Source organism: Micromonospora sp. DT231 (assembly GCF_049847025.1).
GTDB lineage: Bacteria > Actinomycetota > Actinomycetes > Mycobacteriales > Micromonosporaceae > Micromonospora.
In genome coordinates, this window is sequence record NZ_JBNCNO010000021.1 from 1 (window position 1) to 21,958 (window position 21,958).

A 21,958-nucleotide genomic window follows, 5' to 3' on the forward strand; every position below is an offset into this window, starting at 1 on the left:
TCCATCGACCGAGCCAGGCTCATCGGTCGGACCCACTGTGCGACACACCCGACCAACCCACAAACCAAACGCGCTCTTAGTCCGAGATCGGGGCGGCAGCGGCGGTCTCGGGTCCGCTGCGGAGGACTTCGCGGGCCTGTTCGGCGGCGCGGACGATGCTTTCGCTCATGAAGTCGAGGAAGCGGGCGATGTTCTCCAGGCGGGCGGCGGCCGGGGTGTGCGCACCGAGGAGGGCGACGCCCTGCCGCGCGGTGGCGACGAGCTGGTCGTTGGCTCGGGCGCTGGCGATCGTAGCCTGGTAGAACAGCTCGTTGTCGACGACGTAGCGGTCGCGGCGGCGTTCGTCGCGTTCGCGGCGGACCAGGCTCTGGCCCTCCAGGAAGCTGATCGCCTTGGAGATGGACGCCGGGCTGACCTGGAGGCGCTGGGCGAGCTCGGACGCGGTGAGGGCGCCCGCGTCGGTGGTGAACAGGCAGGTCAACACGCGGGCGCCCATCTTGTTCAGACCCGACGCCATGAGGACGGTGGTGAACGCCTCCTCGTAGTCGGCCACGGCCTCGGCGTCGCGCCCGTGCTGCGGGAGGACCGCTGCCGTCGGGCGGGAGGTAGCCGGCCTGCGCCGGTGGGCGCGGCGTTCGGTGGCGCGGTGCGCGAGGTCGGCGCGGTAGCCCATGGGGCCACCATTGCGCATCACCTCGCGGGTGATCGTCGAGGTGGGTCGGTCGAGACGTCGGGCGATCTCCGCGTAGGGGAGGCTGTCGACAAGCCCCAACGCGATCTGTTGGCGTTCCTGCTGGGTGAGTCGGCCTCCCGGCATCTCATCTCCCTGGTGATCCTTCGTAGCGGCCTCGTGGTCCTCTCACCATAGCGTTCACTTCTTACCCATTGCAACAACCGCGGGTCGGCCGTTGCGTTATCCGGCACGCTCGTTGCAATGAAACTTAGGCTCTGAACTGCTAAAACTCTCTCCGAATGCAACGAGTCTGTTGCCCGACGTTGGAAAGCAACGTAGCGTTTCCGATATCAGAAACAACGGACGAGCACCGGAGAGAATGATGAAGACGTTCGACACCCCCGCCCCGATCTCCGCCATCCTGAACATCCCTGCCGGGCGCATCCAGCTCATCGCCGCGGACCGCGTCGACACCACAGTCGAGGTCCTGCCCACCGACCCGACCAGGAGCCGCGACACCAGGGCCGCCGAACAGACCTCCGTCACGTACGCCGACGGCGTCCTGCGGATCACGGTCGCAACCCCCGGCAACCCGCTCGTCGGTCCCTCCGGATCCCTGCAGGTGACCGTTCGACTGCCCGCCGACTCCCGCATCGACGCCAAGGCCGCCAGCGCCGAGCTGCGGGGTGTCGGGCGCCTCGGCGACGTCACCTTCGACGGCGCGTACCGCCAGATCAAGATCGACGAGGCGGCGAGCGTCCGCCTCACCGCGATCGACGGCGACGTCGAGGTCGGCCGCCTCACCGGCCCCGCCGAGATCAGCACCACCAGGGGCGACATCCGGATCGCCGAAGCCACGCACGGCACCGTCGTGCTGACGACCCAGTCCGGCGACATCTCGGTCGCCGCCACCGCTGGCGTCTCAGCCGCGCTGGACGCCGGCACCGGCCACGGCCGGGTCAGCAACGCCCTCCGCAACGACGGCACCACCGCACTGGACATCCGCGCCACCACCTCCCACGGCGACATCGTCGCCCACAGCCTCTGAACAGGACGGAACCCGATGACGAACAACAGCATGTCCTCGACCAGTTCGACGTGGACCGGCCTGGTGCCGGTCGACGACACGGCTCTGGCCGTCACCGACACCGGCGGTCCCGGTGTACCAGTGGTCTACCTCAACGGTCAGTTCGCCACCCAGGGGTACTGGCGTCGGGTCATCGCCGACCTGGGCACGGGCTGGCGGCACGTCACCTACGACGAGCGGGCTCGTGGCAGGACGTCGAAGCGGTCGGCCGACTACTCCTTCGAGGCCGCCGTCCGGGACGTCGACGCCGTCCTCGCGGCCCGGGGTGTGGACCGCGCGCTGGTGGTGGGCTGGTCCTACGGGGCGGTCGTCGGGGCGCACTGGGCCAGCCGGAACCCAGGGCGCACCGTCGGCGCGGTCCTGGTGGACGGCGCGTTCCCGCACGACTGGCTCGACGAGGCCATGGAGCAGCGGATCCGGAAGATGTTCCGGCGGATGAACGTGTTCATGCCCCTACTGCGCCCCACCGGTCTGACCCCGCGAATGAATGCCGAGCAGATGGCGGACAGCAACATCGAGCTGGGCAGACTGTCCCGTGAGCGCGAGCTGGGCCCCTTGCTCGACAGCATCACCGTGCCGGTGCGATACGTCGTCGCCTCCGGCACGTCCCTCGGCAGTCGCGGTGACGAGCAGGAGAAGATCCGTGCCAGCCTCGACGCGGTGACCGCCCGCAACCCGCACATCCAGATCGCCGCGAAGGTCACCAGCAACCACGGTGCGATCCTCAAGAAGGATTTCCGGGCCGTCGCCGACGCCGTACGCGAGGTCGCCGGCATCGGCGCTGAAGACACTCGGTGAGGCCCGCGGGTTTCGCGTCGACGGGTGGCTGTGCACCACCCGTCGACGCGCAGGCTCAGGAAGACTCGCGCGCCGCCGGCCCGCTGCCGAAGAGCACGTCGTCCCAGCTCGGCAGGCGCTTGCGCGGCTTGCCGTTGGCATCCGTGGACTCACCACCGGCGGCTGCCGCCGCCGCGCCCGTGCGGCGAGGCCGCAGCACCGCCAGCGACGGCACGGCCGGCACCTCCTTGGGCGCATCCGAGTCGTCGTCGAAGGCCGACCCCTGGCCGCCGCCGAGCAGCGCGGCGGCACCCCCGCCGACCGGCCGCTGCCGAGGCGCGTCCGAACCGGCAAGAGCAGCCGGGGTACGCGGCTCGAGGCCACGACCCGACGAGGCGCCGAGCGGGCGGTCCAGCGAGGCGAGCAGCGCGTCGCGACCGGCCCGGATCGGGTCCCGGCCCGGGCGCGGATGCTCGGACGCCGCCGGCAACCCGTGCCCACCACGGCTCGGCTCGCCGCGCGAGGGACCGGGCAGGCCGTGCCCGCCCCGCTCCGGCGCCGGCTCCTGGCCGAGGATCGGCGTGGGCCGCTCGGCACACAGGTATTGCGCCATGTCGTCGTGCGGGGCGACCGACTGCCGGGTCTTGTCGAGATCCCAGATGGCCTGCGCGGTGGCCTTGCCGGACGGCCAGGTGGCGATGATCCGCCAGGTGCCGTCGTCCCGCCGGTAGGCGTCCCAGGAGATCTTCTCGGTGTCGATGCCGTGCTGGCTCAACCGACTGTTTACCACCTCGGCCAACGGGGTGGGCTTCTCCGCGCCCTTGAGCCGGGTGCGGCGGGCGTGCTGAGCGAGCATCGCCCGCTCCTGGAGCACCGGGCCGGCATAGCGCAGCACCCGGTCGACGGGCACGCCGGCGATCCGGGCGACATCCTCGGCGGACTCACCGGAGCGGATGCGGGCCTGAATGTCCCGAGGGGACAGTGAGGGAATCGGGTCGGCGGCGGTCGGTGCCGCCGGCAGCGGCGGCGCGCCGGGCTCGGCGTGCAGCGCACCCGAGATCCGGTCGTCGATCGGCAGGGCGAGCAACCGCCCGACCTCGTCGGCGAGAACCAGGGCATGGCCGTCCTCGGAGAGGGCGACGAAGCGTACTGGGCGCATAGCGTTGCCTCCGTCCCGCTTCGCTGGCCGCACGCCACGAGTCGGCCACCCAGGCGTCTCGGACCACCGTACGCGCATCTGTCTCGGGGTGGGGGAAGCGACACCCCGCATGTCGCGACTGAGCTGCAACGATGATCACGGTCGGTGTCCGTGGAGGCCCCAACGAACACCGACCGTGACGAACGTCAGAGTCGCTCGATAACGTAGTCGATGGACGCGGTCAACGCCTCGACATCCGTCGGCTCGACGGCCGGGAACAACGCCACCCGCAGCTGGTTGCGACCGAGCTTGCGGTACGGCTCGGTGTCCACGATGCCGTTGGCGCGCAGCACCTTCGCGATCGCGGTGGCGTCCACCCCGTCGGCGAAGTCGATCGTGGCGACCACGTTGGAGCGCAGCGCCGGGTCGCCGACGAACGGGTTGGCCACGGTGGACCGCTCCGCCCAGCCGTACACCGCGGCGGCGCTCTCGGCGGTGCGCTTGGCGGCCCAGGCCAGACCGCCCTGCGCGTTCATCCAGTCGGTCTGCTCGGCGGCCAGGAAGATGGTGGCCAGCGCCGGGGTGTTGTAGGTCTGCTCCAGCCGCGAGTTGTCGATCGCGGTGACCAGGTCGAGGAAGGCGGGGATGTAACGCCCGGACGCCTTGATCTCGGCGGCGCGGTCGAGCGCGGCCGGTGACATCAGGGCCAGCCAGAGGCCACCGTCGGAGCCGAAGCACTTCTGCGGAGCGAAGTAGTAGACATCGGTCTCGCCGACGTTGACGTCGAGGCCACCCGCGCCGGAGGTCGCGTCGACGAGCAGCAGCGCGCCCTCGTCGGCGCCGGCCACCCGGCTGATCGGGACGGCCACGCCCGTGGACGTCTCGTTCTGCGGAGTCGCGTACGTGTCCACGCCGGACTCGGCGACCAGGCTCGGCGCGCTGCCGGCCTCGGCCTTGCGAACTGTCGGCTCACCGAGGAACGGCGCGTCCTTCACCGACTTGGCGAACTTGGCGCCGAACTCGCCGAAGCTGGCGAACTGGGCCCGGTCGCGAACCAGGCCGAAGGTGGCGACCTCCCAGAACGCGGTGGTGCCGCCGTTGCCGATCACGACCTCGTAACCCTCGGGCAGCGAGAAGAACTCGGCGATGCCGGAGCGCAGCCGGGCCACCTGGTCGCGGACCGTCTTCTGGCGGTGCGAGGTGCCCAGGTAGCTGGTGGCGACCTCGGCAAGTGCGGACACCGCCGCGGGGCGGACCTTGGACGGGCCGCAGCCGAAGCGTCCGTCGGCGGGCTTGAGGTCATCGGGAATCCGGATGGTCGGTGCGTCAGCCACGGTCTTGAAGATCCTTCCGCAAGGGCGAGGGCGGGCCCGGCGACACTGCCGGCCCTCATCCTCGCACCCGGACCGATCGGTGGAAGCCGTGCCCCCGGGGGCCGGGCTGAGTCCTTCGCCACACCTCGGCGGTGACCGCTCGGTTGACGTGCGGAAGGGCCCCTCCGCTACGCCGGACGTAGCGGAGAGGCCCTTCTGCGACAGGTCAGACGCCGTGCGGGATGGCGGCCCAGCCTTCGACGCCGGACGGCTTGCGCGACTCCGGGCCGACGTAGAGGGCGGACGGGCGGACCAGCCGCTGAAGGCGCTTCTGCTCCAGGATGTGCGCGCTCCAACCGCCCATCCGCGCGCAGGTGAACATCGAGGTGAACATGTGCGCCGGCACCTCGGCGAAGTCCAGCACGACGGCCGACCAGAACTCGACGTTCGTGGCCAGCACCCGGTCCGGGCGACGGGCCTGCAACTCGGCGAGCGCCGCCTTCTCCAACGCCTCGGCGATCTCGAAGCGCGGCGCGCCCAACTCCTTGGCGGTGCGCCGCAGCACCCGGGCGCGCGGGTCCTCGGCCCGGTAGACCCGGTGGCCGAAGCCCATCAGCCGCTCGCCGCGATCGAGCACGCCCTTGACGTAGCCCTCCGCGTCGCCGCTGCGCTCCACCGCCTCGAGCATGCTGAGCACCCGGGACGGCGCGCCGCCGTGCAGCGGGCCGGAGAGGGCGCCGATGCCCGACGAGATGCAGGCCGCCGCGTCCGCTCCGGTGGAGGCGACGATGCGGGCGGTGAAGGTGGAGGCGTTCAGACCGTGCTCGGCGGCCGAGATGAAGTACGCGTCGACGGCCTTGACGTGCCGCGGGTCGGGCTCGCCGCGCCACCGCTTCATGAACCGCTCGACGATCGTCTGCGCCTTGTCGATCTCCTTCTGCGGCACCGCCGGCAGGCCGAGGCCCCGAGCCGACTGGGCCACGAAGGAGAGCGCGGTCACCGACACCCGGGCCAGGTCCTCGCGAGCCTGCTCGTCGGAGATGTCCAGCAGTTGGCTGAGCCCCCAGTACGGGGCGAGCATGGCGACCGCCGACTGCACGTCGACCCGGATGTCCCCGGAGTGCACCGGCACCGGGAACGGCTCCGCCGGTGGCAGGCCCGGCCCGAAGCGGCCGTCGACGAGCAGCGCCCACACGTTGCCGAACGAGACCTGACCGATCAGATCCTCGATGTCGACCCCGCGGTAGCGCAGCGCGCCACCCTCGCGGTCGGGTTCGGCGATCTCGGTCTCGAAGGCGACGACGCCCTCCAGCCCGGGTTTGAAATCGGCCATGTCGCTCTCCTGGATCTGGTCGGTGCGCCCGGTCGGCTCATCCGGCCCGGTCGGCCGAGCGCCCTAGGCGACCCTCAGGGATGTGTTCGGAACATCTTGCCTGCTGAGTAACCGGATACGCGACCCACGGCGACTGTGCTGCACGCGACATCCCCGGACGCGCATTCTCCGCCGGACTCGGTGAGACTGGGCAGGGCGGGCTGGCCAGCGCGGGAGGGCGCGGGCGGACCTGCCGAGAAGGAGTGGGGACGTGACGGGCGACACACCCGCCCCGGCCGCGATGCGTAACGAGTACGCCGCGGACCGGGGCCTGACCGAAGCTGACCTGGCCGCCGACTGGCACACCCAGTTCGACAGCTGGTTCGCCGACGCGGTGGCCTTCGGGCTACCCGAGGTGAACGCGATGGTGGTGGGCACCGCGGACGCGGCCGGCCGGCCGAGCGGTCGGACGGTGCTACTCAAGGGGTACGACCCCGACGGCTTCGTCTTCTTCACCAACCACCTGTCCCGCAAGGGCGTCGAGGCGGCCGACAACCCGTACGCCAGCCTGGTCTTTCCGTGGTTTCCCATGCAGCGGCAGGTGGTGGTGGCCGGGCGGGTCGTGCCGGTCGACCGGGCGACGAGCGCGGCGTACTTCGCCAGCCGGCCGCGCGGCTCCCAACTGGGCGCCTGGGCCAGCCCGCAGTCGCAGGTGGTGACGGACCGGGCGACGCTTGAGGAGCGCTACCGCGAGGTGACCGAGCGGTTCGCCGGCGAGGCGGAGATCCCGATGCCGCCGCACTGGGGCGGGTTGCGGGTCCGACCCGAGTCGGTGGAGTTCTGGCAGGGCCGGGCCGGACGCCTGCACGACCGGCTCCGCTTCCGCCTCGACGAGGGTGACTGGATCGTCGAGCGGTTGGCGCCGTGACGGGTGTGCGGGAGGCCCGGGCGCGCGGAGCGCGCCGCTGGGCGATCGACGTACGTCCGCTGCGGGTGCCCGCCTACCGGCGGCTGTGGCTCGGCAACACCGTGGCGATGTTCGGGTTCCAGTTCACGGCCGTCGCGGTCCCGGTCGAGATGTACGCCCTGACCCGGGACTCGTTCTGGGTGGGCCTGCTGGGCGTGGCCGCCTTCGTGCCGTTGCTGATCTTCGGGCTCTGGGGTGGCGCGGTCGCCGACGCCCACGACCGCCGCGCCGTGCTGCTCGGCGGGTCGGTCCTGCTCTGGGCGTCCACCCTCGGGCTGCTGGTCCAGGCCCTGCTGAACGTGGGCAGCCCGGTGCTGCTGCTGGCGTTGATGGCGGTGCAGTCGGTGGCGTTCGCGATCACCTCGCCGGCCCGCAGCGCCATGCTGCCCCGCCTGGTGCCCGACGACCTGGTGGCGTCCGCCACCACCCTGAACTACACGACCTTCACCGCCGCCTCGGTGGCCGGTCCGCTCGCCGCCGGCCTGATCCTCGCCGCCTCGCCGGACACCACCGTGGTCCTGCCCATCGCGTACGGGGTCGACGCGGTGCTGTTCACCGCGATGCTCTGGGCGGCGCTGCGCCTGCCCGCGCTGCCGCCCGAGCCGACCGTCGACGGTGAACCGCGCCGCGCCGGCCTGGCCAGTGTGGTGGACGGATTCCGCTACCTGGCCACCACACCTGTGCTGCTGCTGTCCTTTGGGGTGGACCTGATCGCGATGATCCTCGCCATGCCGCGGGCGCTCTTCCCGGAGATCGCCCACGAGAGGTTCGGCGGCGGCGGTGCGGTCGGCCTGCTCTACAGCGCCATCGCGATCGGTTCGATGATCGGTGGGTTGACCTCCGGCTGGATCGGCCGGCTCCGCAGGCAGGGGCTCGGCCTGGTGGTCGCGGTGGTCGCCTGGGGAGTCGCCATCGCCGCGGCCGGGCTCGCCCACCAGCTCTGGCTGATGGTCCTCCTGCTCGCCGTGGCCGGGGCCGCCGACCTGGTCAGCGCGGTGCTGCGCCAGTCGATGCTGCTCGTCTACGCGCCGGACCGGATGCGGGGCCGGCTCCAGGGCGTCAACACGGTGGTGGTGGCCGGTGGTCCGCGGCTCGGCGATCTGCGGGCCGGCACGATGGCCGCCGGGTTCGGCGGCGGGGTGGCCTGGGTGGCGGGCGGGCTCGCCTCGGCGGTGCTCGTCGTGGTGCTCGCGGTCGCGTTCCCGGCACTGCTGCGCTACCGGGCGGCGGCGTCGAGCGGGGACCGGACGTGACCGGTTAGGGTCGCCGACATGGAAAGCCCCGAGCAGCGCGCGTTCTCCGGCGCCCAGTGGACCATCTCCGCCGCCGGCCACGAGGCCGTCATCGTGGAGGTGGGTGGTGGGCTCCGGACGTACCGGCACGACGGCGTCGACCTGGTCGACGGCTACCAGACTGACGAGGTCTGCCCCGGCTGCGCCGGACAGGTGCTGGCGCCCTGGCCGAACCGGATCCGCGATGGCCGCTACTCGTTCGGCGAGCGGGCGCACCAGCTCCCGCTCACCGAGCCGGAGCGGCACGTGGCGATCCACGGGCTGGTCAACTGGGTGCCGTGGCGTCTGGTGGAGCAGTCGGAGGCCGCCGTGACCCTCGGCTACGACCTGCCGCCGCAGCCCGGCTACCCGTGGCCGTTGCGGCTGCTCAGCCGGTGGAGCGTCGACGCGGACGGGCTGCGCGCCGAGCACGAGGTGACGAACATCGGTGGCGAGGCCGCGCCGTTCGGCTTCTCCGTGCACCCGTACCTGCAACTGCCGGGCGTCGCGGTCGACGACCTGGTGATGCGGCTGCCCACCCGTACCCGGATGCTCGTCGACGGGCGGCTGTTGCCGATCGGCGCGACGCCGGTGGCCGGCACCGAGTACGACTGGACGAGCCCGCGCCGGATCGGCGCGGCCGAGCTCGACCTGTGCTTCGGCGAGGTGATCCGCGACGCCGACGGCGGCTCGTCGGTGAGCCTGTCCGCCCCGGACGGTTCGACAGGTGTGCACATCTGGGCGGACGCGGAGTTCGGCTGGTGGCAGGTGTTCACCGGGGACGCGCTCACCGGTGAGCGGCATCGCCGCTCGGTGGCGATCGAGCCGATGACCTGCCCGCCGGACGCGTTCCGGTCGGGGAGGGACCTGCTCTCGCTCAAGCCCGGCACGACCTGGCGGGGTGCCTGGGGCATCCGGCCCGGGGCCTGATGGAGTTCGCCGAGGTCGTCCGGCGTCGGCGGATGGTGCGCAACTACGACCCGGACCGTCCGGTCCCGCCCGACGTGGTGGAACGGCTGCTCGACCACGCGATCCGCGCCCCGTCGGCCGGGTTCGCCCAGGGCTGGGGCTTCCTGGTGCTGGAGGAGCCCGCCGACCGGGAGCGGTTCTGGGTGGCCACCACCCCGGACGGCGGTGGACGGGAGCGCTGGCTGGCCGGGATGCGCCGGGCGCCGCTCATCGTGGTGCCGCACGCCAACGAGTCGGCCTACCTGCGGCGCTACGCCGAGCCGGACAAGGGCTGGACGGACCGGTCCACCGATCGGTGGCCGGTGCCGTACTGGCACGTGGACACCGGCTTCGCGGCGTTGCTGATGCTGCTGACCGCCGTGGACGAGGGGCTGGGGGCCTGTTTCTTCGGCATCGCACCGCAGCGGCTGGCCAGCTACCGGGACGCGTTCGGCGTGCCGGTGGAGTACCAACCCATCGGTGCCGTCACAATCGGTTACCGGGCACCCGACCATCGGTCACCGTCGCTGCGCCGTGGGCGTCGTGGAGTGGACGAGGTTGTCCGGCGCGGCAGGTGGAGCTGAGCGCGGTGTCCTGTTCGTCCGGTTGAGGATCGGACGAGCGGTAGCGAAACTGACATCAGGGAGCAGAACGCAACGGGGACTGGGCGGCTAGGCTGGCACGGTCATCGGTGCCGCGCCGCGGTGCCCGCCGCGGCCCGGCTCGGCGCTGTCGGTCGGCCCGGCCACGGGGAGGGGAGCGTGCCGTCGTGATCTTCAGAGCGGTCCGGGACGGGCGTCCCTACCCGGAGCACAACCTGACCCTGAAGCAGTGGGCGGAGATCCCGCCCCGTCCGCTGCGCCTGGATCAGATGATCACCACCAAGCGCGAGTTGGCGCTCGACAAGCTCCTCGCCGAGGACTCCACCTTCTACGGTGACCTCTTCCCGCACGTCGTGCAGTGGAACGGCGGGCTCTACCTGGAAGACGGGCTGCACCGCGCCCTGCGCGCCGCCCTGCAGCAGCGCAACCAGATCCACGCGCGGGTGCTGGTGCTCGCGGAGCCGATCGAGTGACGAGCCCTTCTTCCGCGCGCTGAACCTTCGTTAGGGTGGCGTCCATGACCGCCTCACTCGACCTGCTCGACCTGGACCTGTCGCTCAGCGAGGAGGAGCGGCAGATCCGCGACGTCGTCCGTCAGCTCGTCGACGACCGGGTGCGCCCGCACGTCGCCGACTGGTACGAGGACGGCCAGGTGCCCGCCCGGGACCTGGCCCGCGAGTTCGGCAAGCTCGGACTCCTCGGCATGCACCTGACCGGGTACGGCTGCGCCGGCGCCTCCGCGGTCGCCTACGGGCTGGCCTGCCAGGAACTGGAAGCCGGCGACTCCGGCCTCCGCTCCCTGGTCTCGGTGCAGGGCTCGCTCGCCATGTACGCCATCTGGCGCTTCGGCAGCGAGGAGCAGAAGCAGCGCTGGCTGCCGTCGATGGCCACCGGCGAGGCGATCGGCTGCTTCGGCCTGACCGAACCGGACCACGGCTCCGACCCCGCCTCGATGACCACCCGGGCCCGCCGCGACGGCGACGACTGGCTGCTCACCGGCGGAAAGATGTGGATCACCAACGCGCCGATCGCCGACGTCGCGGTGATCTGGGCGCGCACCGACGAGGGCGTGCGCGGTTTCGCCGTACCCATGGACACACCGGGCGTCACGGCCCGCGAGATCCGGCGCAAGATGTCGCTGCGCGCGTCGGTGACCGGCGAGATCGTGCTCGACGACGTCCGGCTCCCGGTGGACGCCCAACTACCCGAGGCGGTCGGGCTGAAGGCGCCGCTGAGCTGCCTCACCGAGGCCCGCTACGGCATCGTCTGGGGCGCGATCGGCGCCGCCCGCGACTGCCTGGAAACCACCCTGGCGTACGCCACCACCCGCACCCAGTTCGGTCGCCCGCTCGCCGGCTTCCAGCTCACCCAGGCGAAGCTCGCCGACATGGCCGTCGAGCTGGTGAAGGCGCAACTGCTCGCGCTGCACCTGGGTCGGCTCGCCGACACCCACCGGCTGCGGCCCGAGCAGGTAAGCGTGGGCAAGCTGAACAACGTGCGGGAGGCCCTGGCCATCGCCCGGCAGTGCCGGACCATCCTCGGTGCCAACGGCGTCTCCGGCGAATACCCGGTGATGCGGCACGCCAACAACCTGGAGAGCGTGCTGACGTACGAGGGCACCTCCGAGATCCACCAACTCGTCGTCGGGCAACGGCTCACCGGGCTCTCCGCGTTCGCCTGACCTGCCCTTCTGTCACTTCCTGACGCTCGACGCGCGACTGTCGCAGTGGGGCCGTACCGTCATTGACAGACGACGTGTCTGACGAGGACGGTGAGCGTGATGGCCCGCGATGCTGGCAGCAACGAGCCCACGAGGGAGTTCCCCGGTTACCCGACCGGCGACGCCCTCCGGGATCGGTCGACCGCTACACCCGAGCCGACCTTCGATACACCGGGCGGCTCCGGAGGTACTGGCGGCCCCGGTGGCCCCGGTGACCCACCCGCCGGCCCGCCCGGCGGCCCGGTGGCCGGTGGCGACGGTGGCGGTGGTGGTGGGGCCGCGCGCGGCCTGCTCCTGCTGCTCGGCGCCGCCGCACTGGCCGTGGTGGTGCTGCTCGGCGTCCAGGCGACCGGCTTCCTGCCGGACTTCCGCAACCCGTTCGCCAAGGAGCAGACCGACCGCAGCCAGCCAACGCTGCTGAAGTCGATCCAGGACCTCAGCCGTTACGTGGCCGCGGAGGGCAACTTCCAGGTGGTCGTCGACACCCAGAACGACAGGCGCAACGTGCCGGACTTCCTGCTCAACGAGCGCACCCTGTTCGTCGGAGCGGGCAGTGTCGAGGCGTACGTCGACTTCACCAAGATCGGTGACGGTGCCATCGTCCAGTCCGCCGACGGCAAGTCCGTCGAGATCAAGCTGCCCGCGCCGCAGCTCGGCGAGACGAATCTCGACATGGAGAAGAGCTACGTCTTCGCGGAGCAGCGTGGTCTGCTCAACCGGCTCGGTGACCTGGTCGGCAACGACCCCAACCGGCAGCAGCAGGTCTACAAGCTCGCCGAGGAGCGGATCACCGCTGCCGCCCGTGACAGCGGGCTCTCCGCCCGCGCCGAGGAGAACACCCGCAAGATGCTGGAAGGGCTGCTGCGGTCCCTTGGGTACCAGCAGATCACCGTTACCTACGTGGCCCCCTGACCTGCCAAACCCGTAACGCCGAGCGCCCGCCCCGACGTCCGTCGGAGCGGGCGCTCGCGGTTTCTCGCGGCCATGTACCTCCCGCCGCCCGTCCGCTGAGTCCCGCCCCGGTACGCCCCCGCGCCGCCGCCTCGCGCACCCCTCGCGCGTGCACCCCTCGCGCGCTGCGGACCCTCGCGCGCTGCGGACCCTCGTGCGACGCGGCCTTGGCGTGTGGCGCGGCCTTGGCGTGTGGCGCGGCCTTGGCGTGTGGGACGCGCGGCCCTTCGCGCGACGCGCACGCCATGATCCACTCGGCTTCATTGAAGTCGGGGTATCGCGACGCCCCGGACACCCCGGTTTCAGCAAACCCGAGTGGATCTAGAGGAACACGCCCCGCGCGGACGCCGCCCCGCTCAGGCCCGGCACTGCGCTGCGCCGCGCCGCCCCGCGCCGCCCGGACGTTGCGCCGCGCCGCCCGGCCCTGCGCTGCCCGGCGCCGCCCCGCGCTGCCCCGCGCCGCCCCGCGCTGCCCGGCGCTGCTCCGCGCCGTGCTGCCCCGCGCCGCGCCGCGCCGTGCTGCCCCGCGACGCGCCGCCCCGCGCCGCGCTGCGCCGCGCCGCGCCGCGCCGTGCTGCCCCGCGCCGCGCCGTGCCGTGCTGCCCCGCGCCGCGCCGCGCCGTGCTGCCCCGCGCCGCTCGGACGTTGCCCGTGTCGCCCGGTGCTCACGGGCAGGATCTGCGCAACTTCGGGGATGATGCTGCCTCTGACGCTGGTGAGGCAGCAACTTCGGTGAAGTTGCTGCCTCACGGTCAGGGGTTCTGGCCTCGACGGGGCGCTGGTGGCGCGCGGCGAGAGGCGAGCGTCAGTGCTGGGTGGAGGCCAGGTAGCGGTCCTCATTCGGCATGAGAACCCAGAGGACCAGGTAGACGATCACCTGGGTGCCGGGCAGCAGCAGGGACAGTAGGAACAGCAGCCGGACCATCCCGGCGGACATGCCGAACCGCCGACCGAGGCCGGCGCAGACACCGGCGAGCATGCGCCCCTCGCGGGGCCGGACCAGTTTGCGACTCATCGTCGTACTCCCACTCTGCGGCGGTGCGCCGCGTCTGCAATCCACGGTAGAAGGGGGTGGCCACCTCGCCCTCCGTCCCGAGGATGAGCGGCGACCCGTGGACCCGTAGGTGCTTTACCCGGGCAGCCCCTCGCTGACGCCTCCCCGAGTCACCCGCCGCGTCCGCCGGCCACGGCGTCCGGTGAAGCACACGGCGTCCGGAGAAGCACACGGCGTCCGGAGAAGCAGACGAAGATCGCGCTTGATCCTGGTTGTAGTGGCATCCATACGGAGGGATACCACTAGATCCTGGATCGAGCACGATCTTGCGCGGCGGCGGCGGCGCGGGCGGCGGCGCGGTGGGGGCCCGGGCGGCGGTGCGGGGCGGGGCGGGGAGCGGTTCGGTGTTGCGTGTGGGGCGGGGCGGGGTGCGGCGGATCGCGACGACGTTCCGTGCGGGGTGCGGGGTGCGGGGTGCGGGGTGCGGCGCGGCGACGTTCCGTGCGGGGTGCGGGGTGCGGGGTGCGGGGTGCGGGGTGCGGCGCGGCGACGTTCCGTGCGGGGTGCGGGTGGCGGGGTGCGGGTGGCGGGGTGCGGGTGGCGGGGAGATGGCGGTCAGGTGCACACTCCCGGCGGCCGGCTGGGCGTTGAGCTGGGCGGGTACGCTGGCAGATCGGCCCTCCACACCCCGGGCGGCCGGAACTCATACCCCGGTCGATCACGAGCAGGGCTGCCAGGTCGGCGGTGTTGGCGCGGCCGGGTCCCGTACGCCGGGACGACGGCGAGGAAGCGCAGCCATGATCAGTGTTTTCGACCTCTTCAGCGTCGGTATCGGGCCGTCCAGCTCGCACACGGTGGGGCCGATGCGGGCCGCGCGGACGTTCGTCGGCGGGCTCAAGGCCGACGGGCTGCTCTCCGACGTCGCACGGGTGCAGGCTGAGCTGTTCGGCTCGTTGGGTGCGACGGGGCACGGCCACGGCAGTGGTCCGGCGGTGTTGCTCGGGTTGGCGGGCGAGTCGCCGGAGACTGTCGACACGGACACCGTCGGTCCTCGGGTCGAGCGGATCCGGGCCGAGCGGCGGATCAGCATCCTGGCCACGCACGAGATCGACTTTGATCCGGATCGGGACCTGACGTTGCACAGGCGTCGTTCGCTGCCGTACCACCCGAACGGGATGACCTTCGCGGCGTACGACGGTGCCGGCGCCGAGGTGCGCAGCCGTACCTACTACTCCGTCGGTGGTGGGTTCGTGGTGGACGAGGCCGCGGCCGGCGCGGACCGGATCAAGCCGGACAGCACGCGGGTGCGGTACCCCTTCCTGACCGGGGCGCAGCTTCTCGACGTCACCAGTTCCACGGGCCTGTCGATAAGCGAGGTGATGCTTGCCAACGAGCGCTCCTGGCGCAGCGAGGCGGACATCCGGGCCGACCTGTTGGAGATCTGGCGGGTGATGCGGGAGTGCGTGCAGCGCGGCTGCGAGCGCGACGGCGTACTCCCGGGTGGGTTGAAGGTTCGGCGGCGGGCGGCGGAGCTGCGGCGTGGCCTGGAGGCGGACGCCGGGACGCCCGACCCGCTGCACGCGATGGACTGGGTGACGCTGTTCGCCCTCGCGGTGAACGAGGAGAACGCGGCCGGTGGCCGGGTGGTCACCGCGCCGACGAACGGTGCGGCCGGGATCATTCCGGCGGTCTTGCACTACTACACCCGGTTCGTCCCGGGCGCTGATGACGATGGCGTGGTGCGGTTCCTGTTGACGTCCGGCGCGATAGGCGTGCTGTTCAAGGAGAACGCGTCGATCTCCGGCGCGGAGGTCGGCTGCCAGGGTGAGGTGGGTTCGGCGTGCTCGATGGCGGCGGCCGGGCTGGCCGAGGCGCTCGGCGGCACCCCGGAGCAGGTGGAGAACGCGGCCGAGATCGGGATGGAGCACAACCTCGGGTTGACCTGTGACCCGGTGGGTGGCCTGGTGCAGATCCCCTGCATCGAGCGCAACGCGGTGGCTAGCATCAAGGCGATCACGGCCGCCCGGTTGGCGCTGCGCGGCGACGGTGTGCACAAGGTGTCGCTGGACAAGGTCATCAAGACCATGCGGGAGACGGGCGCCGACATGAAGGTCAAATACAAGGAGACGGCGCGTGGCGGTCTGGCCGTCAACGTGATCGAGTGCTGAGTCCGGTCGATTCCGGGCATTCGTTCACCGACTGCTAACCTGTCGTCCGTTTCAGGAGGCGGGAGGCTCGCGGTGACCTCTGGCGTCGCGGCGTTGTGGTCGCACCGCAACTCGCTGCGCATCCTGGTCCGACGGGATCTGGCGGTCAAGTACCAGCAGTCGGTGCTTGGCTACTTCTGGTCGTTGATCGAGCCGCTCGGCATGGGTGCCATCTACTGGTTCGTGTTCGGGGTGCTCTACTCCCGGGACACCGGCCGGCATCTGGGCGAGGCGGCCGGGTCGTACCCGCTGTTCCTGATCACCGGGATCTTCGCCTGGATGTGGACCAGCTCGGCGCTGAGCGAGGCGACGAACGCGCTGACCGGCCAGTCCCGGTTGATCACCACGATGAACGTGCCGCGTCAGGTCTTCCCGATCGGGCGGGTCACCGGCCGGTTCGCCGAGTACGCCGCCGGCCTGCCGATCCTGATCGCCATCGCGGTGATCTACGCGGTGCACGGTCGGATCCACCCGGGCTGGTCGCTGCTCGCCCTGCCGCTCGCGGTCGTCGTCCAGGCCGTCCTGTTGACCGGGCTGGCCCTGCTGTTGTCCGCGTGGAACGTGCTGATGCGCGACGTGGAACGGTTCCTGCGGCTGATCATCCGGGTGCTCTTCTACGCCACGCCGATCATCTATCCGCTCAGCCTGGTCCGGGAGTCCGATCTGCCGGGCTGGCTGAAGGTGGTGTACGAGCTGAACCCACTGGTCGGGATCTTCCAGCTGCACCACGCGATCTGGTACCCGGACGAGTTCCCGGACGCCCGGCTGCTCGCCACGACCGTCGTCGGCAGTGTGCTGGTGCTCGCCGCCGGCTGGTGGTCGTTCCGCCGGTTGGAACCCGCCGTGCTCAAGGAACTCTGACGTGGCCGCGCCGATCATCGAGGCCGACGGCCTGGGTATCCGCTTCGTCCGCAACCGGCGCCGGCAGTTGCGGCTGCGGGAGTTGTTCATCCACCGGGGCGGGCGCGGTGCCCTGCCCGGCCAGTTCTGGCCGCTGCGCGACGTGTCGTTCACCGTCGAGCCGGGCGAGACCGTCGGGGTGATCGGCCGCAACGGCACCGGCAAGAGCACCCTGCTGCGGCTGATCGCCGGGGTGCTCATCCCGGACGAGGGCAGCATCCGGGTGCACGGCGCGGTGGCGCCGTTGCTGGAGTTGTCGGCCGGTTTCTCCAACGACCTGACCGGGCGGGAGAACCTGCACCTGGTCGGTGGTCTGCACGGGCTGTCGGCGGGCTATCTGAGGCGGCACTTCGACGAGATCGTCGAGTTCGCCGGTGAGCAGGTGCAGGGTGCCATCGACACGTCGGTGCGGCACTACTCGTCGGGGATGAAGGTGCGGCTGGGCTTCGCGATCATCTCGCACCTGCCGCACCCGATCCTGCTGATGGACGAGGTGACCGCGGTCGGAGACGCGGAGTTCCGCAAGAAGTGCTACGCGACGATTGATCGTCTGCTCGGGGAGGGGCGCACGCTGGTGCTGGTGTCACACAACGAAAAGGACCTGACCCGGTTCTGCCGTCGGGGGTTGTACCTCGACGCGGGCCGGTTGACGCTCGACGGCACCATTGCCGAGGCGCTCGACGCGTACCACGCCGCGGTTCCGCGGTGACGCTCGCGATCGTGCTCGCCGCCGGGACACCCGCGGCGGGCCTGACCACGTCGACGGGCGAGCCGCTCACCGAGCGGCTGGCCGCCCAACTGCGCCGGGCCGGGGCGGACGAGGTGCGGTTCGCCGGTGACCTCGACGAGTTGGCCGCCCTGGCCGACGCCGCCAACGGCCCGCTGCTGATCACCGGCGCGGACCTGGTCGCCCACACGGCGGTGCTGCGGCACCTGGCCACCAGCCCGGTCGGGCCGACGGTGGCGCTGGTGCTGACCGACCCGCCGGTGCCCGGTCGGACCGCCGTGCGCGAGGAACGCGGCCAGGTGGTCGACGCCGGCCCACTGGACGCCCTCGACGGCGACGCCACTGGCGTGTTCGGTGGCGCGCTGCGGGTCGGCGTGGACGACCTGCCGACGCTTGCCGCCGCCGCCCGGGCCGCCGCGGGCGGCACGCTCCCGGTCGCCGCCCCGATCGGCCCGGCCGGCGACGTCGCGCCGCTGCCGGCGACCGGGGGAGCCGGGTCCGGCGGGCCGGTAGCCGGCGGCCCCGGGTCCGCCGTGGACCGGCTCGTCGCGGGCCTCGCGGCGCTCGGCACCCTGATCTTCGCCCAGCGGGTACGCCTGCTCGTCGCGCACCGGGTCGCGGACGCGCCCGGCCTGGCGGCTGCCGAGGCGGCGGTGACCGCCGTCGACGAGGACCGGGCCGAACTGCGGCTGTCGGTCAAGGAGAAGGACGACTTCTTCTCCACCTACTTCGTCAGCACCTGGTCGCCGTACCTGGTCCGGCTGTCGGCCCGGCTCCGGCTCACCCCGACCGGGGTCACGGCGATCTCGGTGCTGTTCGCGTTGGCCGCGGCGGTGCTGTTCGGCGTCGGTGGGCGACCCGCCCTGGTCGGCGGCGCGGTGCTGCTCTACCTCGGCTTCGTGCTGGACTGCGTGGACGGGCAGTTGGCCCGCTACACCAGGCACTTCAGCGCCTGGGGTGGCTGGCTGGACACGATGGCGGACCGGGCGAAGGAATACCTGGTCTACGCCGGCCTGGGCTTCGGGGTGAGCCACGCCGGGCTGGGCAACGGCTGGGCGCTCGCGATCGCGGCGATGACGTTGCAGACCGTCCGGCACATGACCGACACCTGGTACGGGGTGCTGCACGACGAGGCGGCCCGTCGGCCCCGGGCGGCAGCGAGCGCCAGCGGCGGGATCGGCGACCGGCTCAACGCGGCGTCGACCCGGGTGCAGGCGGACACCGGGTCGGTGTCGTACTGGCTGAAGCGGACCGTGGTCTTTCCGATCGGCGAGCGCTGGGCGTTGATCGCGCTGACCGTGGCGCTGTTCAACCCGCTTGTCAGCCTGATCGCGGTGCTGGTCTGGGGGGTGCTGGCGTTCGCGTACACCGGGGCTCTGCGGACGCTGCGCGCCCGCTGGATGTGGGTGCCGGTGCTGGACACGGTCGACGCCACCCTGCACCGCGACGACGGGCCGCTGGCCCGGCGGCTGCCGGTGGTCCGCCCGATGGGGCCGCTCACCCTGGCGGTGATCGCCGCGCTCGGCCCGGCGGTGCTGCTGGTCGTGGCGCTGCTGGGCGACGCGCCGGACGGGCTGCGCTGGGCGGTGCCGGTGGCGCTGCTGGTGCTGCTTGTCGGTGGGCTGGGTGCCGGGGCCGCGCACAACGGGCCGCTGGACTGGCTGGTGCCGGCGGCGCTGCGGGCGGCCGAGTACCTGTTCGCCATCGCGGTCGGCGTGGTCGGCGACGTGCCGGGTTGGCTGATCTTCGGGTACGTCTTCGTGCTCACCGTGCACCACTACGACCTGACCGCTCGGCTGGAGAAGCGGCAGGCGGCGCCACCGCTGCACGCGGCCACGCTGGGCTGGGACGGGCGGTCGGTGCTGCTGGCCCTCGCGGCGATTGCCGGCATCGCGGGTATCGGGCTGGCTACACTCGGTGCGTACCTTCTCGTGGTTTTCGTGGTGAGCGTCGTCCTGGCCTGGTTCGTCCGACCGGCCCGTAGCGCGCGGGCGCTCGTCGCGCCGGTGGGCGCCGGAGGTGCCGCGCCACGCTGACGGAGGGACGGCCGGATGACCCTGATCAGCTTCGTGGTGCCGGCCTTCCGGGTGCAGGGATACCTGCGCGAGTGCCTGGACTCCATCCTCGGTCAGCCGGAGACCGACATCGAGGTGATCGCCGTCGACGACTGTTCGCCGGATGCCAGCGGCGACATCATCGACGAGTACGCGGCCCGCGACCGGCGGGTCCGTGCGGTCCGGCTGCCGCAGAACGTCGGCCTCGGTCCGGCCCGCAACATCGGGCTGGACCGGGCCGTCGGCGAGTACGTGTGGTTCCTCGACGGCGACGACTGGCTGGCGCCGGAGTGCCTGCCGGAGGTCGCCGAGCGGTTGCGGGCGACCCGCCCGGACGTGCTGCTCGTCGACCACGTCCGCACCCACTGGAACGACACCGCCACCCGCAGCGCGATGGCCGAGGTGTTCCCCGAGTCGCCCGGCACGGACACGTTCCGGCTGCGGGAGCGGCCGGCGGCGATGCGCCTGCTGCACACCGCGTGGAACCGGTTGGTCCGCCGGGAGTTCCTGACCGACCTGGGGCTGCGCTTCGCGCCCGGCTGGTACGAGGACGTCTCGTTCAGCTACCCGGTGCTGATGGCGGCGCAGCGGATCGGCGTACTGGACCGGGTCTGCGTCAACTACCGGCAACGCCGCGCCGGCGCGATCACCCGGACCCGGGGGGACCGGCATTTCGAGGTCTTCCCCCAGTGGCACCGGGTCTTCCACCTGATGGACGCGTGGGGGTCGGCGACGGACGCCCTGCGACCGGCGGTCTTCGAGCGGATGATCTGGCACTACCTGACCGTGCTCGGCAACGGCCAGCGGATCGCCCCGGAGCTGCGGCCGGCGTTCTTCGCGCAGATCACCGCCGACTACGAACGCTGGTTGCCGCCCGGCGGCTATCCCGTGCCGGACGGGGTGGAGGGGATCAAGCACCGGCTCGTCGCGTCCGGCCGGTGGCACACCTTCAGCGCGTTGCGGGCCGCGAGCCGGGCCCGGGACACCGCCCGCCGGCAGGTGCGCACCGCCCGGCGTCGGGTCGGGCCGGTCGCTCGGCGCGGCGCTCGGTTGACCCGCGACGGGTTGCTGCGCGAGTACTACCGGGCCGAGCTGCGGCGGCCGGTCGATCCGACGCTGGCGGTGTACGCCGCCTACTGGTACCGGGGTTACTCCTGCAACCCGGCGGCGATCTACGAGGTGGCCCGCCGGTTGGCGCCGGGGGTGCGCGGGGTGTGGATCGTGCGTCGGGACCGGGTGGACGCCGTGCCGGCCGGGGTGGAGTACGTGGTCGCCGGCACCCCGGCGTACTACCGGGTGCTGGCCCGCGCCCGGTGGTTGGTCAACAACGTCAACTTCCCGGACTTCGTCCGGAAGCGAGCCGAGCAGGTGCACCTCCAGACCCACCACGGCACGCCGGTGAAGGTGATGGGGCTGGATCAGCAGCGCTACCCGATCGGCGCGGGACGGATGGACTTCGCCGGGCTGCTGCGCCGGGTGGACCGCTGGGACTACAGCGTCAGCGCGAACAGCTTCTCCACCCAGATGTGGGACCGGGCGTACCCGGCCTCGTACACGACCCTGGAGGTGGGCTACCCGCGCAACGACCGCCTGGTCACCGCAGGCCCGGACGAGGTGCGCCGACTGCGCGCGGAGTTCGGCCTGGGCCCCGACGAGCAGGTCGTGCTGTACGCCCCGACGCACCGCGAGCACCTGCCCGGCTACCGGCCGCCGTTCGACCCGGACCGGTTCGTGCGGGCGCTCGGTGACTCGGGCCGGCTGCTGATGCGCAGTCACTACTTCCACGACCGCGATCGGCGTCCCGGTCGGCCGGCGGACTGGGAGCGGGTCCGTGATGTCAGCGGCCACCAGCGGGTGGAGGATCTCTACCTGGTGGCGGACGTGCTGGTCACCGACTATTCGTCGGCGATGTTCGACTACGCGGTGCTGGACCGGCCGATCGTGCTGTACGCCCCGGACTGGGAGGCGTACCGGCTGGCCCGCGGTGTCTACTTCGACGTGACGGCCGAGCCGCCGGGCGCGGTGGCCGCCACCTTCGACGATCTGCTCGACCTGTTTCGGACCGGCGCGGTGCGGTCGGACGCGGCGGCCGAGGCCCGTGCGCGGTTTCGGGGCCGGTTCTGCACACTGGACGATGGGCACGCGGCGGAGCGGGTGGTGCGTCAGGTGTTCCTCGGTGAGCCGGATGAGCGGTCCGCGCGTTGCTGATCGGACTTTTGTCGCTTAATAGCGGCGTCACCGGCTGAACATAGGACGTTTACCCGATGTCCTAAAGCAATGATCCTGGTCACAGTCTTCAGGGGTTCGGCCGACCAAC

19 protein-coding genes are annotated in these 21,958 nt (G+C 71.9%); 14 read left to right on the forward strand and 5 right to left on the reverse strand.

Features of this window, described 5'->3' with window-relative positions; translation table 11 throughout:
• Window positions 1-76: 76 nt before the first annotated feature.
• Window positions 77-817, reverse strand: coding sequence for a helix-turn-helix domain-containing protein (locus ACPXBU_RS33455; RefSeq protein ID WP_393365831.1), 741 nt, complete (start codon window positions 815-817; stop codon window positions 77-79).
• Window positions 818-1,055: 238 nt separating this feature from the next.
• Here ACPXBU_RS33455 and ACPXBU_RS33460 point away from each other — a divergent pair, with 238 nt between their 5' ends.
• Both ACPXBU_RS33460 and ACPXBU_RS33465 read left to right on the forward strand, forming a co-directional pair.
• Complete coding sequence (locus ACPXBU_RS33460; protein WP_425761230.1) at window positions 1,056-1,721, forward strand: DUF4097 family beta strand repeat-containing protein; 666 nt, start codon at window positions 1,056-1,058, stop codon at window positions 1,719-1,721.
• Between the two features lie 15 nt (window positions 1,722-1,736).
• Window positions 1,737-2,558, forward strand: coding sequence for an alpha/beta fold hydrolase (locus tag ACPXBU_RS33465; protein WP_425761231.1), 822 nt, complete (start codon window positions 1,737-1,739; stop codon window positions 2,556-2,558).
• Between the two features lie 55 nt (window positions 2,559-2,613).
• Here the strand turns inward: ACPXBU_RS33465 and sepH are convergent, their stop codons facing one another.
• From sepH to ACPXBU_RS33480, 3 genes are all read right to left on the reverse strand, one after another.
• On the reverse strand, window positions 2,614-3,696 hold the full coding sequence (gene sepH / locus ACPXBU_RS33470) for a septation protein SepH (RefSeq protein ID WP_425761232.1): 1,083 nt from the start codon (window positions 3,694-3,696) through the stop codon (window positions 2,614-2,616).
• 185 nt (window positions 3,697-3,881) lie between these two features.
• Window positions 3,882-5,009, reverse strand: coding sequence for a phosphoserine transaminase (gene serC, locus ACPXBU_RS33475; RefSeq protein ID WP_425761233.1), 1,128 nt, complete (start codon window positions 5,007-5,009; stop codon window positions 3,882-3,884).
• Between the two features lie 205 nt (window positions 5,010-5,214).
• Entirely contained in the window at window positions 5,215-6,321 is a 1,107-nt protein-coding gene (locus tag ACPXBU_RS33480; RefSeq protein ID WP_393365841.1) for a citrate synthase 2, read from the reverse strand.
• A 280-nt stretch (window positions 6,322-6,601) separates the two neighbouring features.
• Here ACPXBU_RS33480 and pdxH point away from each other — a divergent pair, with 280 nt between their 5' ends.
• The 7 genes from pdxH to ACPXBU_RS33515 all read left to right on the forward strand — a co-directional run bounded on the left by pdxH (window position 6,602) and on the right by ACPXBU_RS33515 (window position 12,720).
• Entirely contained in the window at window positions 6,602-7,228 is a 627-nt protein-coding gene (pdxH, locus tag ACPXBU_RS33485) for a pyridoxamine 5'-phosphate oxidase (RefSeq protein WP_393367062.1), read from the forward strand.
• Entirely contained in the window at window positions 7,225-8,520 is a 1,296-nt protein-coding gene (locus ACPXBU_RS33490; protein ID WP_425761234.1) for an MFS transporter, read from the forward strand. The genes pdxH and ACPXBU_RS33490 overlap by 4 nt, the downstream gene beginning before the upstream one ends.
• 18 nt (window positions 8,521-8,538) lie before the next feature.
• The gene (locus tag ACPXBU_RS33495; protein ID WP_393365845.1) at window positions 8,539-9,468 is read left to right on the forward strand and encodes an aldose 1-epimerase family protein; all 930 of its coding nucleotides are present in this window, start codon (window positions 8,539-8,541) and stop codon (window positions 9,466-9,468) included.
• Window positions 9,468-10,070, forward strand: coding sequence for a nitroreductase family protein (locus ACPXBU_RS33500; RefSeq protein ID WP_425761235.1), 603 nt, complete (start codon window positions 9,468-9,470; stop codon window positions 10,068-10,070). The genes ACPXBU_RS33495 and ACPXBU_RS33500 overlap by 1 nt, the downstream gene beginning before the upstream one ends.
• A 185-nt stretch (window positions 10,071-10,255) precedes the next feature.
• On the forward strand, window positions 10,256-10,561 hold the full coding sequence (locus ACPXBU_RS33505; RefSeq protein ID WP_357251917.1) for a type II toxin-antitoxin system VapB family antitoxin: 306 nt from the start codon (window positions 10,256-10,258) through the stop codon (window positions 10,559-10,561).
• A 44-nt stretch (window positions 10,562-10,605) separates the two neighbouring features.
• A complete protein-coding gene (locus tag ACPXBU_RS33510) occupies window positions 10,606-11,769 on the forward strand; it encodes an acyl-CoA dehydrogenase family protein (RefSeq protein WP_425761236.1) in 1,164 nt (387 codons plus the stop codon).
• A gap of 99 nt (window positions 11,770-11,868) precedes the next feature.
• Window positions 11,869-12,720, forward strand: coding sequence for a DUF4230 domain-containing protein (locus ACPXBU_RS33515; RefSeq protein ID WP_393365851.1), 852 nt, complete (start codon window positions 11,869-11,871; stop codon window positions 12,718-12,720).
• 844 nt (window positions 12,721-13,564) lie between these two features.
• Here the strand turns inward: ACPXBU_RS33515 and ACPXBU_RS33520 are convergent.
• Window positions 13,565-13,774, reverse strand: a complete 210-nt coding sequence (locus tag ACPXBU_RS33520; RefSeq protein WP_088951236.1) for a PspC domain-containing protein — start codon at window positions 13,772-13,774, stop codon at window positions 13,565-13,567.
• A 776-nt stretch (window positions 13,775-14,550) separates the two neighbouring features.
• On the opposite strand from ACPXBU_RS33520, the gene ACPXBU_RS33525 reads away from it, so the two are divergent.
• From ACPXBU_RS33525 to ACPXBU_RS33545, 5 genes are all read left to right on the forward strand, one after another.
• The gene (locus tag ACPXBU_RS33525) at window positions 14,551-15,921 is read left to right on the forward strand and encodes an L-serine ammonia-lyase (protein ID WP_425761237.1); all 1,371 of its coding nucleotides are present in this window, start codon (window positions 14,551-14,553) and stop codon (window positions 15,919-15,921) included.
• A 72-nt stretch (window positions 15,922-15,993) separates the two neighbouring features.
• The gene (locus tag ACPXBU_RS33530) at window positions 15,994-16,821 is read left to right on the forward strand and encodes an ABC transporter permease (RefSeq protein ID WP_393365854.1); all 828 of its coding nucleotides are present in this window, start codon (window positions 15,994-15,996) and stop codon (window positions 16,819-16,821) included.
• Window position 16,822: 1 nt separating this feature from the next.
• Window positions 16,823-17,569, forward strand: a complete 747-nt coding sequence (locus ACPXBU_RS33535; RefSeq protein WP_357072614.1) for an ABC transporter ATP-binding protein — start codon at window positions 16,823-16,825, stop codon at window positions 17,567-17,569.
• On the forward strand, window positions 17,566-19,623 hold the full coding sequence (locus ACPXBU_RS33540) for a DUF5941 domain-containing protein (RefSeq protein ID WP_393365856.1): 2,058 nt from the start codon (window positions 17,566-17,568) through the stop codon (window positions 19,621-19,623). Before ACPXBU_RS33535 ends, ACPXBU_RS33540 begins: the two co-directional genes overlap by 4 nt.
• A gap of 15 nt (window positions 19,624-19,638) precedes the next feature.
• The gene (locus tag ACPXBU_RS33545) at window positions 19,639-21,849 is read left to right on the forward strand and encodes a bifunctional glycosyltransferase/CDP-glycerol:glycerophosphate glycerophosphotransferase (protein WP_425761238.1); all 2,211 of its coding nucleotides are present in this window, start codon (window positions 19,639-19,641) and stop codon (window positions 21,847-21,849) included.
• Window positions 21,850-21,958 lie beyond the last annotated feature (109 nt).

What these genes read in the sequence shown, in the direction of transcription:
- ACPXBU_RS33455 (WP_393365831.1), bottom strand. Translation starts at nt 817, where the DNA reads ATGCCGGGAGGCCGACTCACCCAGCAGGAACGCCAACAGATCGCGTTG.
- ACPXBU_RS33460 (WP_425761230.1), top strand. Translation starts at nt 1,056, where the DNA reads ATGAAGACGTTCGACACCCCCGCCCCGATCTCCGCCATCCTGAACATC.
- ACPXBU_RS33465 (WP_425761231.1), top strand. Translation starts at nt 1,737, where the DNA reads ATGACGAACAACAGCATGTCCTCGACCAGTTCGACGTGGACCGGCCTG.
- sepH (WP_425761232.1), bottom strand. Translation starts at nt 3,696, where the DNA reads ATGCGCCCAGTACGCTTCGTCGCCCTCTCCGAGGACGGCCATGCCCTG.
- ACPXBU_RS33480 (WP_393365841.1), bottom strand. Translation starts at nt 6,321, where the DNA reads ATGGCCGATTTCAAACCCGGGCTGGAGGGCGTCGTCGCCTTCGAGACC.
- pdxH (WP_393367062.1), top strand. Translation starts at nt 6,602, where the DNA reads ATGCGTAACGAGTACGCCGCGGACCGGGGCCTGACCGAAGCTGACCTG.
- ACPXBU_RS33495 (WP_393365845.1), top strand. Translation starts at nt 8,539, where the DNA reads ATGGAAAGCCCCGAGCAGCGCGCGTTCTCCGGCGCCCAGTGGACCATC.
- ACPXBU_RS33500 (WP_425761235.1), top strand. Translation starts at nt 9,468, where the DNA reads ATGGAGTTCGCCGAGGTCGTCCGGCGTCGGCGGATGGTGCGCAACTAC.
- ACPXBU_RS33510 (WP_425761236.1), top strand. Translation starts at nt 10,606, where the DNA reads ATGACCGCCTCACTCGACCTGCTCGACCTGGACCTGTCGCTCAGCGAG.
- ACPXBU_RS33515 (WP_393365851.1), top strand. Translation starts at nt 11,869, where the DNA reads ATGGCCCGCGATGCTGGCAGCAACGAGCCCACGAGGGAGTTCCCCGGT.
- ACPXBU_RS33520 (WP_088951236.1), bottom strand. Translation starts at nt 13,774, where the DNA reads ATGAGTCGCAAACTGGTCCGGCCCCGCGAGGGGCGCATGCTCGCCGGT.
- ACPXBU_RS33525 (WP_425761237.1), top strand. Translation starts at nt 14,551, where the DNA reads ATGATCAGTGTTTTCGACCTCTTCAGCGTCGGTATCGGGCCGTCCAGC.
- ACPXBU_RS33545 (WP_425761238.1), top strand. Translation starts at nt 19,639, where the DNA reads ATGACCCTGATCAGCTTCGTGGTGCCGGCCTTCCGGGTGCAGGGATAC.